This is a genomic window from Collinsella intestinalis (genome assembly GCF_902364775.2).
Taxonomy (GTDB): domain Bacteria; phylum Actinomycetota; class Coriobacteriia; order Coriobacteriales; family Coriobacteriaceae; genus Collinsella.
In genome coordinates this window covers 333911-347913 of record NZ_CABJEU020000001.1, presented here as the reverse complement: position 1 = coordinate 347913, position 14003 = coordinate 333911, and the positions used below count along the sequence as shown (strand labels likewise).

The window sequence follows — 14003 nt, the reverse complement described above, 5'->3', positions numbered from 1 at the left end:
GGCGCCCCCTACCCGTGGAACCGCGCGACGGGAGCCAGGGGCTCGGTGCGGAACACGCGCTCGACCGCCGCCTCGTACTCCTCGACCTTGCGGGCCTTGCGCACCGCGCGATGGACCGCCATAGGGTCGGTAAAAGCGCACTTGGCGTAGAACCACCACTCCTTCATGCGGAAGACCGCATTGCCGCCGATCTCGTCGAGATAAGCGGCATATAGCTTGTCGTGGAACTGTCTGAGTTCGTCCGCGCTCGCAGCCGGGCCGCCGGCGAGCATGCGCGCGAGGGCCGGATTGGCGAGCAACCCGCGGCCGAGCATCACATGACGGGTCCGCGGATGCGCCTCCATGAGCACATCCATGTCCTCCGTGCCAAAGATGTCGCCGTTGTAGGCCACCGGGAAGGGTGCACGCGCGAGCGTCTCGCCATACGGCTCCCAGCGCGGTTTGCCCTGGTAGCGATCCTTCTGCACACGCGGATGCACGATGAGTTCCACGAGCGGCAGGCTGCAATACAGCTCGAGGATGCGCTCGTACTCGGCATCGTCCTCCAGGCCCAGGCGCGTCTTGACCGAGACGGGCAGCGGAGAGCGGTCGCACACATCTCGCAAAAACACCTCGAGCTCGTCGAGGTTGCGCAAAAAGCCGGAGCCCTTGCCCTTGGAAACCACCGTGCCCGAGGGACAGCCCAGGTTGAGGTTGACCTCCGCATAGCCCAGCTCGGCCAGTTCGCGTGCGGCCCACACGAACTCGTCCGCGTTCTTGGTGAGCAGCTGCGGAATGACGTTCAGGCCCTCGTTGTTGGCAGGGTCGATCTCCTTAAACGCCTTGCCGCCAAACGAGTTTCCCACGCGCGGCGGGGCGAGAAACGGCGTGTAGTAGCGGTCGAGAGCGCCAAAACACTCAGCGTGCACGCGGCGGAATGTGTGCCCCGTGATCCCCTCCATGGGGGCGAGCGAGTAGATCATCTAGCGATCCTCCCACGGGGTGATGACCAGCTTGAGGCAACCGTCCTCGTGCGCCTCGAACGCGCGATAGGCCTCCACGATGTCGTTGAGCGGATAGCGGCCCGAGATGAGGCAGCTCGCGTCGATGCACCCCTCCTGCACCAGGCGCATGGTCTCGCCCATGTTGCACGCATCCACGCCGCCCGTCTTGAAGACGAGGTTCTTGCCGTACATCTCGTGCAACGGCAGCGTTTGCGGGCCCTCATACATGGCGGAGAGCACCACCACGCCATGCGGGCGGGCGATGCGCCAGGCCATCTCGAAGGTGTTGGAGCCACCGGCCGCCTCGATCACGCTGTCGGCGCCGCGGTTGCTGGAGAGTTCGCGCACCGCGGCCTCGACGGCGGCGAGATCCATGTCGCTCGCGTCGATTACGGCATCGGCCAAGCCGCGCTCACGGGCGAGGGCGAGGCGCGCGGGGTCGATGTCGATCGCGATGATGGTGGCAGGCTCGTGCAGGCGGGCGCACATCATGGTGGTGAGGCCGACCGGGCCGGCGCCGATCACGGCCACCGTGGAGCCGGGCTCGATCTCGGCGATGCTCGCACCCCAGTGGCCCGTGGCCACAATGTCGCCCAGGAAGAGGGCATCCTCGTCGGTCACGTCCGCGGGGATGGGCGCACAGGTGTGGCCCGCATGGGCCACGCGCACGAGCTCGGCTTGGCAACCGTCCTCGCAGCAACCGAGCTCCCAACCGCCTTCCACGCAGTTGTTGACCCAGCCGCGCTCGCAGTAGAAGCACTCGCCGCAGAAGGTCTCGCAGCTCACGGCCACGCGGTCGCCGGGTTTGAGGGCGTGCACGCCCTCCCCCACCTGCTCGACAACGCCCACGAACTCGTGGCCGAGCACCGTATTCGGCGTGGCACGCGGCACGGCGCCGTGAATGATGTGCAGGTCGCTCGTGCAGATGGTCGAGCACGTGACGCGGATAATGGCGTCGGTGGGCAATTGCAGCTGCGGCTCGGGGCGATCCTCGAGCGCGATATGTCCGTTGCCGTCGTGTACCAGGGCTTTCATGGGGGTCTCCTTATCGCTTGTTCGCCCGCAATGATACGCGATTCGGGAGACTCGTGACATGCCGCCGGCAACGTCCGCCTGCAGGTTTCGTCCTTAAAAATGTTGGACTTCACATTTTTAAGGACATAAAAGTGTTGAGTTCAACATTTTTCTGGACGAAATGCCGAGCGCAGCAAGTCTTCGCATAATTTTGCGATTCATGCAGTTCGAAGAATTATGCGAATCGCTTTAAGAGTGAGGGGCCAGCTAAGCGATGTTGAACGATAGGCGCCGAGCGAATTTTGCAGCAGCTGCTGCAAAATTGATCATGCCGAGGGCTTGACCCACCAGTCCACGTCAACGCTGCATTCAACTTCTATCGGCTCGGGATGGAGATCCGGCATGGAACTTGCCGCGCCATTCGGGGTCGCGGAGGCGTCGGCACAAGCCACGCGCCAGAAACAGGAGTCCCCGCTACGGTTGTAGCGAATCTCCTTTACGCCGGCGAGCTCCGTCCCGGCCGCAGTTGCGAGCGCCTCGGCACTCAGCCGGGCCTTCGCGACTGCGGCGCCTATCAGGCGCCGCTCCTCGGCGTCTTCGTCGCTAAGCTCGAAATGCAGATTCACCCGCGCCGTTGAGACTCGGCTTGCGAGCGCCGCCCAAATGGCGGCGATATCGTGAACCTCCCGCTCGACCTTGAGCGTCGCGGAGCAATAGTACTCGTAACCCGTGACGACGGCGCGACGACCGGATGTACATACGTAGGAGGAATACCCATCGAACCCCAGCGCATCGGCAATGCCAAAGGGCTCGAGCGCGCGGATCACGCGATCTTGCTCCGCAGCAAAATCATCGGCGCACTCCTGCTGGGTCTCGCACTTCTTACCAAAGCGCAGTGTGAAAACCGCGAGATCCGGATCGACCTTGTCTTCCGCCGTTGCGCTCACCTTGACGACTGCGAGGTTCTCAGACATATGTACCGACCATCCTTCCCTGATGCGGCCCTTGGACTGCCAACTGAGCCTCCATGTTGATAGGGCGATTAAAGCACCGCGTGAGGACATAGCTCCGCGACGGCGACCTGCTGGCCACCAAGTGCGCTTGGATCTGCCGAACCGCGCCTGCGGGCAGGTGTTTTCGCAACACCATTGCAAGTGCACGGCGGTGAGCTCGAAAAGGCCAGCCAAAGAAGCGGCCGGCGCCACTTCACATAGCAGACCTTCTCGGGAAACGCTCCGTCCGCCTGAATGTGGTACGCAATCTTCGATATGAGGCTGAACGCTTGAAGGTCGATACCGCTGGAGTCGCGGTGCGTCGTATTCGAGCAGTTGCGCACCGAGAGCGCACCCGCCTCCATGAGCTCATAGAAGTCTACGTTCTCGGCCAAGCCTTGGAGCGGGATGCCTTGAGGATAGCGCTTCGTTCGCACAATCTTGCGTGCCGTGGCAATGGGTTCGAATTCGATGTAGATCTCGCCGTCGAGCGTGGGAGCATCATCCTTGCGATTCCAGTTCTCGCATTCGTAGGCATAGAGCGCGGCGATGCCGTCGCTGTCGACGAGAACCGCCCTGCCGGCGTATCCAAAGCTCACGATGGTGCCTCCAACCATCCACATCCGTTCAGATCATATTAAGCTCTACTCCTACGTGCCACATATAGATTGCCTGGGCTTCGACACAGTCGCGTCGCCATGAAGGATCAGTCACCCCCGGTGGAGGGGCTCATAAAGACCGTATGAGTTCCTCGTATCTCGCAGATAATTCCTTCATCGACCTTGGTGCAAGTAGCCACACCCTGAGATACGGTTCGCACCGCCGCCGTATATCGATCGCCGAAAAGATCAATCCAAATCGATTCATCCACAACAAATGACGAAGCTCCCTGATTGACCGATTCCGTCAATTGCCCATCATCCACTTTTACCAACATAAAGGACAAGGAGCCTTTCAGCTCTTTGTCAAGCAAATCAAGCTTCTGCACAAAGCGACGTAAAGAGTCGGCAAAAACACTGGTTATATACGACTCATCAACAATTGGATTGATTTCAAAGAACTGACAGACGCGATAAAGTGCCTCGAAAAAGGTTGCTTGGTCTTCCCATGCCTCCTGAACATCCAGGTCTGCAAATGTGCAATACGTAGCATCGTCGGCATCCCCATTCGGATCACACATCCCCAGTCTCTTTGTCGCAGACAATTCCGCAAGAAAACGTGCGCCCTTAAGGGCGGATTTTACAGTGCAGCCCTCATAATGCGGCCTTATGTCAACTTGAATGGCGGGTCGAACGGCAGCGGAATCTAAATCGATTGGATATTCGAACTTCATGATAATCGGGCATCCATCCTGCCCCTCGTTCGAGCGAACACCGACCTCAGCACCGCACCTCACCGTCTTCAGATTAATATAGAGCGACAAGGGCCGCTCTTCTGCATCTCCCGAGAACAAAAGAAGCGGAGTAGGCGGCTGGCCAGAAATAGAGTGGCAAGCGACGGACTCACACTCACCTGGATCATCAGGGAAATTGATGAGCGGCTTCAGCACCACATCACTCGACGAAAGCGTGAAAGGCGTTCCATCATGGTAGAGCGCCTCAAGTGCATCTCTGCCCTTTTGCGATTTTGATTCAAGCTTCAATATCGGAACCTCTACGGTCACGTTCGGACGAACCTCATAAATCGTCGTCAGGTCGTCCCCGTCAGCAATCACCCTCACCGAAAGGCGATCATCTAGAACGAGATTGTTCAGCCTCCTCATGCCATTTTGAATCATCTCTATAGGCCTATTTCCATCGAGAAGGCTAATCGCCTCAAGCTGGTCTTGAGTGTCGGGAAAATACCTCTTCCTAACCTCCGGCGTCTCGATAAGCAGCGCCTTTACTTCGGAACCAGCAACGTATTTGATTTCGACATCAGGATGCTTCGCGCACAACGCTTCCAACGCCTTGACAGCAGCAGGCGTTGGGTCGGCAGAGCACATCAAGACCCACTGAAAAGCGCTTCTTTTCTCAAGAGCGTCTTTAAACGACTTTTCTATCTGTTTTGCCTGCTTCGAACCCCATCCGTCTCGAAAAAACTTGAATTGGAAGACAACGGAAGGATTCTCGTATGTGCCAATAAAGGCGTCAATCCCCTCATCGCCACCACGCCCGTTGACCGTTTTAACTGGATGGCCCTTGGCGTGTATCAGCGCGAAACACAGCTCTTCCCATTTGTCTGGATCAAGCGAGTTAAAATTGTATTCGTCTTTCAGTTCTCCCATTGTTCTCCAAGAGACCTATCATGCAGAGCCCAACAAAGCTCGGGCAGTTCTTTATTATCCGAGGCATGCAGAGTCGTATCCCACTGCACCACACAACGCACGGTTACCTATTTGCGTGATCGGCAACCGACAGAATGAAGTCAGCCATATTGGTCGCGGCGTTCACCGCCAACCGCGCATGGTAATCCGCAATGTTCAACCGGCTAGAACCCAACCCATGAGCGTCACCGTTCTTGTTGCGCATTTCCGACACAGCGGAGACGATTTTCTCCAAGCCAGAAAGCAGCATATTAACCCGCCTGTCCATGCTGGCATCGCCATGCATGCCATAAAGGGATTTAACGTGCTTGTACAGTTTTCCAATGTCTCCAGTCTCGCTAGACTTCTCCCCTTTCTGTTCAATTACGTAAATGAATACTTCTTCAAGCAGTGTTCGCGCCTTTGTTGTGGCACTGTCGAATTCGCCTTTATCTATATCCGCTTGTGCACGATCAGCGATATCCCTAACATAATTTCTATCGATTGCGCTTATCGAGGGGGTCGCAACCTTCAGAGCAGACCCTCTATCTACAACAACATATATCCCACCGCAGACACGAAGCTCATGACCCCCAAAATACAGTTCCCCATTGATCAATTCAACAGCGCCGTTAACTATCTCTTCGTGCTGGATCGCAATTTCATCAGGACTGAGCCCCCTCAATGCATCGACAAACTGTTCAAGAGAGAAAAGGTACGATAGGGCATCTGAAGCCCTGTCCTTTTCAATGCAATAATCCAGAAGCTCCTCAACGTACATCCACCTGCTCAAAGAGCCATACTCGACTGGATCACCAAATGTATTTAGAATCTGAACAATCCTTGGACCAGAGAGGTAGGGCATAGACAACTCCCTACCGTCAATCTTTGATACAAAGTGTTCATCGCCGTCGAGAATGTCATAAATCCTCCTTCGCTTGAGCAGTTTATAATTCTCCTTCGACATGGAAACCGCCCCCTCGCTATGTAAAATCTGGCGTTGTCATTTTCTAAGCAGGCAAAGGGGCATTGCAGGATGGTCTCTCTCCATCCTGCAATCACCTGCCCCGATCGAGTCCTACTTAAACTTCTCCACCAGCAGCTGTCCGATCGCATTCATCATGGCCCGATACTTGGCACCGTCCTCAAACAAGCTCGTGAAGGAATCGGTGTTCTCCACGTAAGCTTTGCGCGCCTCCTCGTCAAAGACCTTGGGCAGCAGACTCGACTCAAAGACCTGCCTCCCGTCGCGACGGATGGTGTCAGCCACCTGCGGATTGTCGGCGATTCGCTTCCAAAGCGTGTCAATCACAACCCTATCGCCCTCGGTAAAGTTGCCCGACCACTGCTCGTTGAACTTGTCGACTAGCACCTGCAGCGGATCGCGTTTCCTGTCGGGAACAACGGCCTTGGCGCTGCCGCCAGGCTCCAGAACACCCCCGCCAGCTTCAAGCGAGATGCTGCCCTCAAACTCGCGCTTGAGCTTATAGAAACGCATCTCGACCTTGTCATCCACAGCCTCAACGGGAATCTTCTCGACCTTGAGCAGGTGGCGCAGATAACTCAGGTACACGTACTCCTTGTGCAGCTCACGGTCGAACATACGCACGATCTGGGTGATGTAGGTGTACCACTTGCAAAAGCTACGAACCTTGCGCCTGACCTGATAGCGAGCGTCGTCATCCAAATCGTTATAGCGTGCAACTGCCGGCTTTAAAACACTCGCAAGCCTGCCTTGAACATTGTCCCGAACCTTTCCCTTTTCACCCGAAAAGACAATATCTGCCGCAGCCTCGATGTCAGACTCATCGTAGAGCCCATATCCGCGAATATCCGCCTGCACCTGATACAAAAGATCCGTATTGATCTGCTCGGTCAGTGACGTCTCTGTATAGAAGCGTTCGAAAGCCTTCTTGATGTCCTCGGGATCGTTAACAAAGTCGAGGATATACGTATCCTTCTTATCGGGATGGATTCGGTTGACGCGGCAAAGAGTCTGAACAGCCTTCACATCCTTGAGTTTCTTATCTACCACCAATGTATGCAGCAGAGGCTCATCGAACCCGGTCTGATACTTCTCGGCGACCACGAGCACATCACCGTAGTTATGAAACTCGGCCTTTGTCTGGCTCTCGGCAACACGCTGGCCGTCGTGGCCGACGTTAAGAGATTGCTCAGTATATTCAGGGCCATCTGGGCCATCGGCGGGATCGCTGATAGCCCCGGAAAAGGCCACCAGTACCTCCATGTCGTCATAGCCCTTCTTCTGCATATATCGCTTGATCTCGTGGTAATAGCGAACCGTGGCAAGGCGCGACGCCGTAACGACCATCATCTTGCCTTTGCCCTTGATCTTCGTGCGCGTAACGGTCCGGAACGTCTCCACAATGAGCTCCGCCTTTTGCCCAAGGGCATACGGGTGCAGCTCTTTGTACTTACGAAGCAGCTTGAGCGTGGGGCTGCTCGGCACATCGGGGTTGTCGGGCACCGTGCGCGCCAGCTCAACGGCTTCGGAATAGCTCACATAGCTGGCCAGGGGGTCCATGATGAACCCCTCTTCGACGGCTTGGCGCATAGAATAGATATGGAACGGATGAAACGAGCCGTCGGGCAATTCATTACCAAACATCTCGAGCGTCTGCTCCTTGGGCGTAGCGGTAAAGGCCACAAACGTCAGATTCTTATGACGGCCGTGGCTCGCGAGCTCAGCGGCAAGCTCGTCCTCCCAATCCGCCGCCGCGCCTTCCGCCTCCGCCTCGATTTCGGCGTACTCCTCAAGTGCGTCGCGCTTATCAGCAAGGGCGGTCTTGAGCTTAAGCGCGCTTGTTCCCGTCTGGGACGAATGGGCCTCGTCCACGATGACGGCAAAGCGCTTGCCCTCGCTCTCCACCTGCTCGTAAATCACAGGAAACTTCTGCAGGGTCGAAACGATCAGGCGGGCCCCGTCATTGATGGCATCCCGCAGGTCGCCCGAAGTCTTATCTTTGCCGATGGTCACAACCGAGCCAACAGCGTGATCAAAGCCGGAAATTGTCTCTTGGAGCTGGCTGTCAAGCACGCGGCGATCGGTAACCACCACAACGGAATCAAAAAGCGGTTTGTCGTCCACGAACAAAGACGCCAAGCGATAGGCCGTCCAGGCAATGCTATTTGATTTGCCCGACCCCGCCGAATGCTGGATGAGATAGTTCTTGCCCGACCCATTCTTGCGAACGTCCGCAACCACCCTGCGCACAGAATCAAGCTGGTGGTAGCGAGGGAAGATGATGCGCTGCCTCTTGCGCCTGACCTCGCACCCGCGCGCGTCGACCTCCGTCTCCTCCTTGACTTCCAGATGGAGGAACTTGTGGATAATATCGAGCAGGCTGTCCTTTTGAAGTGCCACCTCCCATAGATGGCTCACGGCGTAGCCCTCGGGATTTGAAGGATTTCCGGCTCCGCCATCATTTCCCGCCCCCGCGGAGCCCTGGTTGAAAGGCAAGAAGTGAGTCTTTTCGTCCTCAAGCCTCGTGGTCATACGAACGTCTTCTAAATCCACGGCAAAGAATGCCATCATGCGCGTATTGAACTTAAGGCAGCGGCACCGTGAATCGCGATCATCGCTCCACTGCCGCATCGCGTCCTCAACGTCCTGTCCGGTGAACTGGTCCTTGAGCTCTATGCCCACCACCGGAATGCCGTTGATATCCAGCACCATATCAATGGTCTGGTTGCCCGTTGGAGCAAAGTGGAATTGACGAATGCAGCGACAGACGTTCTTGGAGTAACGTCCGGCTGCACTCTCGTTCAGCCCGCTCTCCGGCTGGAAAAACGCAACCTTAAACGCAATGCCACGATGCTTAAAACCATGTTTGAGCACCGCAACCATGCCCAAACGGTCCACGGCATCGTCAAAGACCTTGACGAACTTGGCAACAGGGTCCGAATTGCACATGCGCTCAAAACGTTCCCATGCCTTGGGCTGGGTAGACTGGATGAAATTGACCAGAGTAACGGCATCCAGAGCGCGCTCGCGATGCGCCATGTAGCCGCCATTAACCATCTGGTAGCTACCATCATCAATGGCAAGGAGCGAATGCCGATCATCACACTTGAGGTAACCGCCCTCGGGTGAACACAGGAATGCCTCGATATCTTCCTCGAGATTCCTTTCCTTGGTCTGCGCAACCATTGTCACACCTCCCGTTTACCGGTGACGACTTCGTAGATGAGCGATTGTTTGTACGCCTTGAGATCGAAAATGATGGCTTGCTTGACTGCTATGGCAGAGTCAACCTGGGAGCACCTATCATCCAGGTATTCCGCGATGCGGCGCTGCTCGTCGAGGACGGGCAGAGCGAACGGCAGATTGCCGATCTTCTTCCAACTCAAGTTGCACGAACGCACGCGGATGCCGTCAGAGAGCGCCATGTAAACGTCGCGGTAGGCCAGCCCCCTCATGTAATACATCAGGAAGCGCTTGTTCTGATCGGAATCCATGACGTTGAGCACGGGCGATGCCTTACCGCGGGAATCGCTGATGCCGATGGAGCCCGCAAAGCCGTCCATGCCGTGGACAACGAGATCTCCGGGTTCGACCCCTTGATACCCGATTTCCTTAAGTGCGACGGTAAATCCCTCTGTCCTACGGTTCTCCCGCAGGGTAACCTCTCCGTCCCGGAAGCAGGTGACGACGCCGTCGCCCGCCTCCACGGGGCGCTGCAAGAGCCTCAGGATCCGCTTGCCCGGAACGACGTCCCATCCCGCGGGAACATCGCCGAGCCACTCAACGCCGCTGTCCACCATAGCCGCGCGCTCATCGAGCCCCTTAGTAACCGCCTGGAAAATCACCGAATTCTTATACGCCTTATATTCTTCTATAGATTGCTCGGCGGCGGAGATGGCGCGGTCGATCTCGGCGCATTTCTCATCCAGGTAGTCCACAATGCGGCGCTGCTCTTCCTCGCCAGGCCACGGCAGTCTAATATACCGAGCCTCCTGCCACTTGAGACCCTGACGCACGCCAGCTCCCATGCCATAAAAGCCCTTGCGCAAATCGTACGCGTGTAAGGCGTAATATATGAATCGGGAACGAAATGCATCGTGCGGGCGAACCGTCACATATGCCGAAGTGATGATGCCGCGCTCCGTCGCCCTGCCCACCCTTAGGCTTTTCTGGTCGTTCTGCAGGTCGGTAAATCTAAGAACGATGTCATTGGGCTGGATAATGTTGTAGGTCTCGAAGCTTGCCGGCAATAAACCGTCCACTGCATTGATATCGCGCCTCCTGATCTTGCCGTAACTCAAGCTGAGGAGATTATTCTCGGCCAGACCTTCATTTGGAGCCTTCACCACCTCCGCAAGTTGACCCACTTGGCGAATCTCCCACCCTGCCGGAACCTCACCAAGCCACTCAACGCCGCTGTCCCTCATCTCGCTCATCGTTACCGCACCTCACCGAAAAGCGCCTCGAGACTCTTTTCGAGCGTCTTCTCGTGCTCAAGGATTCTTTTGGCGATCTCGTCTGCCGGCTCGAGCTCTGCGCACTTGTAGAACACACGCGTGAACGGAATGGTATAACCCACCTTGGTCTTCTTCCTATCAACCCATGCATGCTTGTTGTACGGGCGCACCTCGCGCTCAATGTACGCATCGATATCCTGGTTGAGGGGGATATCCTCGGTGTCCGTCTTCGCCTTATCGGCCTGCATCTTGCCGCGAGTATTGAGAATCGGCTCACCGTGCTCGTCAACGACCGGGCTCTCCACGGTCACACGGTTAAATCCAAACTCGACCGTCTCCATCAGGCGAGTCTCGACACACACCTTCTGCCCGTTGGCGCCCACCGCCTCCCAGTTGCCGTCGCGGTACTCGGCATATGCCTGCACAATCAAGTCGCGGCAAGCCTTGGTGATGTCATTCTTTTTATCGCCAATACCCTTGCGGCGCTTCTCAAAACACTTCGAAGCATCAATGAGCAGCACGCGATCACGGTGCTCCGGGGCCTTTGCCTTGCTGAAAATCCAGATGTATGTAGCGATCCCCGTGTTGTAGAACGAGTCACATGGCAACTGCACAATGGCATCAAGCCAATCGTTCTCCAACACATAGCGGCGAATGCTGTCCTCGCCGCTACCGGGCTTGCCCTTGTAAAGGGGGCTCGCATCCTGAATGATCGCCATCACGCCATCGTCCTTGAGCTTGGCCAGGCCATTGAGCACGAACAGCATCTGCCCATCGCCCTTGGCAGGAAGCTTCTCCACGGGAAAGCGCCCACCGCCGGCAGACTTGAACTCTTTCTCCACAACGGTAGCCTGCGGATTCCACGGATCACCGAACGGCGGGTTTGAAATGCAGTAGTCGAACTTAAAGCCCTCGAACTTATCGGCCGAAAGTGTATCGCCAAAGCGCATGTTCGTGTCATCCTCGCCGCGAATGAGCGCGCTCGCCTTTGCAATGCCGAATGTGAAGGGATTGAATTCCTGGCCATAGCACGTCACACGAGCATCGGCGTCCAACTGGCAGAGACGCTCCTCTGTGCAGCCGAGCATCTGCGATGTTCCCATGGTCTGGTCGTACACCGTCTTGGTAATGTGGTCCCCATCAAAGACGTGCGGATCTGCTTGGATGAGTAGATCGGTCATAAGGTAAACGATGTCACGGCTCGTGAAGTGGGCGCCAGCGTCCTCGTCATAGGACTCGGAGAATCGCTGAATGAGGTTCTCAAAGATGTAACCCATATCGACAGCCGTTATCTTGCTGGGCGACATATCGGCTTGAGGCTTGCAGAAATCACAAACCAGCTGATACAGCAACGGGGCGTCCGGATCGCACAAGCGCTCGACCTGATCGGAGAAGTTCATGCGCGCAAGGATGTCTTGCACGTTGTCCGAGAACCCGTTGATGTAATCCTTGAAGTTGTCCTCGATGTTCTCCGGATCGGCCTTAAGGGTCTCGAAGGTGAACTTTGACGTGTTGTAAAACGGATAACCAGAGGCCTCGCGCAGAAAGCCGTCCTTTACCACAAACGCCTTGTATTTCTCCGCAGCCGCGATCACGGCATCGTGCGTGGGGGCAAGGCAGTCGTGGAAGCGCTTGATAACCGTCATGGGCAAGATAACCAAACCATACTCATGCGGCTTATAGGGTCCGCGCAGAGTATCCGCGGCGCTCCAAATGAGGGACGCCTTTTCCTGAATGTTGGCGCCGACGGCCCTGATAAGATCGTCGCTATTGGGCATTACCGTTCCTCCTTCTCAAACGGGCCCGATCATCAGGCCCGTCATTCAATCTAGCTCAAAATGCCAGCAATTTGCTCATCGAGGGTTTCTATGGCCTCCCGAGCGGAGCGCATGTCGCTCAGAATCTCATCCACCGAGCGCACCTCATCCAGCGCCGCCGCGTAGTCAACGATCTCCCCGTAGGCGGAATAGCAGAGACTGCTGCCATTGGCGAGAATCTCCTCGCGTTCGACAATGGTCGCCACCAGCGGAATCTCCTCGCGCTGCTCGACTGTCTTGACCAGCCAATCGATGCCCGCCTCGGTTATCTCGCAGCGGCCTCGTCCCTTGGAAACAAGGCCCTTGCCGTCAAGCTCCTTGCTATCACAATCGACGATGAACACGCCGCCCCTATTTGGACGGGCAGTAAGAACCAGCAACGCACTCTTTACACCAGATCCGGGCACGCAGCCGCCCGGTAGCTCGATGACGGTCTGCAGGCGCCCATCCTGGACCAGCATGCGACGCAGCGCCTGCCGAGTCCTTTGCTGCTGGAACAAGAAACCCGTCGAAACATGCAGGATTGCCACGCCATCTTCCGTAAGCGAATCGAGCGCCTTTAGGACGCAGAAGTCCTCCACGCTAACCGCTCGCGGCGCTTCCTCACCCGTGGCGTGGGCAACCATTTCCCTTGCGTATCCCCCATCGCCCACCTCGGACATACGAAGCCTCGTGCCAAGCGGCGGTGCCACGAAAACGCGCTCTGCTGGTGCCGTCGCAGAAGTCGCCTTGAGAACATCCCCGTTTGCGATGTCGCTGTTCTTGGTAGGATCTGCAAAGAAGCAAGCGATCTTAGCCCGCATGACAGCCGAAGCATCGATATCTCTTCCACAAGCCGAAGCCGCACCCTTGGAGAGCGCCGTAGCGAGATAGACGCCGTTGCCACATGCGAGGTCGAGCACGGTCTTTCTCTCAACATCCGCGAGGCTTGTAGCGAGATTCGCTATCGACAAAGACGTAGCGTGCTCGCCCCTGCGTTTGCTCCAAGAGTCGGAGCCATATTCCTCGGCAAGCACGGACCAAATAGTCGATGCTGTTTTACCCTCGCCCCTCTCCATCAAGCTGAGCCCGGAAGAGGCGAGCATTTGGGCCCACATCGTTATCGCGCCGGACAGGTCGCGCTCGCGAAACTCAATCCCTCGCAAATTAGGAAGGACGCAGCCGTGCGCACGCAATTCCGCATAGTAGTCCACAAAGCCCGCCGCTACGTACTCATTGCCGATGCACGTCTCGACCTCATCAATTGAGAACCTGTCATCGAAGTCGATGACACCGAGCTCGACAATATTGCGCGACACGTACGAGCAGTACAACATGAACTGTTCGAGGTCATAGATATCAACTAGGCCCAGTCGGCGCATCTCGCTTTCATATCCTTGGAGCAGCAGGCGCAGCTTGGGCACGAAGTCGGAGCCATCGACGGTGGAGAACGTAGCGGATGCAAACTTAAAGCCAATCTTCTTGCGCATGA

General features: G+C 56.7%; 10 protein-coding genes. All 10 read right to left on the bottom strand.

Features of this window, described 5'->3' with window-relative positions:
• Positions 1-8: 8 nt before the first annotated feature.
• The gene (locus FY258_RS01380) at positions 9-962 is read right to left on the bottom strand and encodes a tRNA dihydrouridine synthase (RefSeq protein WP_118102525.1); all 954 of its coding nucleotides are present in this window, start codon (positions 960-962) and stop codon (positions 9-11) included.
• Positions 963-2018, bottom strand: a complete 1056-nt coding sequence (locus tag FY258_RS01375; RefSeq protein WP_118102524.1) for an alcohol dehydrogenase — start codon at positions 2016-2018, stop codon at positions 963-965.
• 305 nt (positions 2019-2323) lie between these two features.
• Entirely contained in the window at positions 2324-2971 is a 648-nt protein-coding gene (locus FY258_RS01370; RefSeq protein WP_182279359.1) for an SIMPL domain-containing protein, read from the bottom strand.
• Between the two features lie 68 nt (positions 2972-3039).
• Complete coding sequence (locus tag FY258_RS01365; protein ID WP_147350708.1) at positions 3040-3606, bottom strand: hypothetical protein; 567 nt, start codon at positions 3604-3606, stop codon at positions 3040-3042.
• Positions 3607-3695: 89 nt separating this feature from the next.
• Entirely contained in the window at positions 3696-5255 is a 1560-nt protein-coding gene (locus tag FY258_RS01360; RefSeq protein WP_118102521.1) for a restriction endonuclease, read from the bottom strand.
• Between the two features lie 103 nt (positions 5256-5358).
• Positions 5359-6240, bottom strand: coding sequence for an abortive infection family protein (locus FY258_RS01355; RefSeq protein WP_118102520.1), 882 nt, complete (start codon positions 6238-6240; stop codon positions 5359-5361).
• 111 nt (positions 6241-6351) lie between these two features.
• Positions 6352-9444 (bottom strand): type I restriction endonuclease subunit R, encoded by a 3093-nt coding sequence (locus tag FY258_RS01350; protein WP_118102519.1) that lies wholly within the window; start codon positions 9442-9444, stop codon positions 6352-6354.
• A 2-nt stretch (positions 9445-9446) separates the two neighbouring features.
• The gene (locus FY258_RS01345) at positions 9447-10694 is read right to left on the bottom strand and encodes a restriction endonuclease subunit S (protein WP_118102518.1); all 1248 of its coding nucleotides are present in this window, start codon (positions 10692-10694) and stop codon (positions 9447-9449) included.
• A 2-nt stretch (positions 10695-10696) separates the two neighbouring features.
• A complete protein-coding gene (locus FY258_RS01340) occupies positions 10697-12493 on the bottom strand; it encodes a type I restriction-modification system subunit M (protein ID WP_118102517.1) in 1797 nt (598 codons plus the stop codon).
• A gap of 50 nt (positions 12494-12543) precedes the next feature.
• The gene (locus FY258_RS01335; protein WP_118102516.1) at positions 12544-14001 is read right to left on the bottom strand and encodes an N-6 DNA methylase; all 1458 of its coding nucleotides are present in this window, start codon (positions 13999-14001) and stop codon (positions 12544-12546) included.
• Positions 14002-14003: the final 2 nt, after the last annotated feature.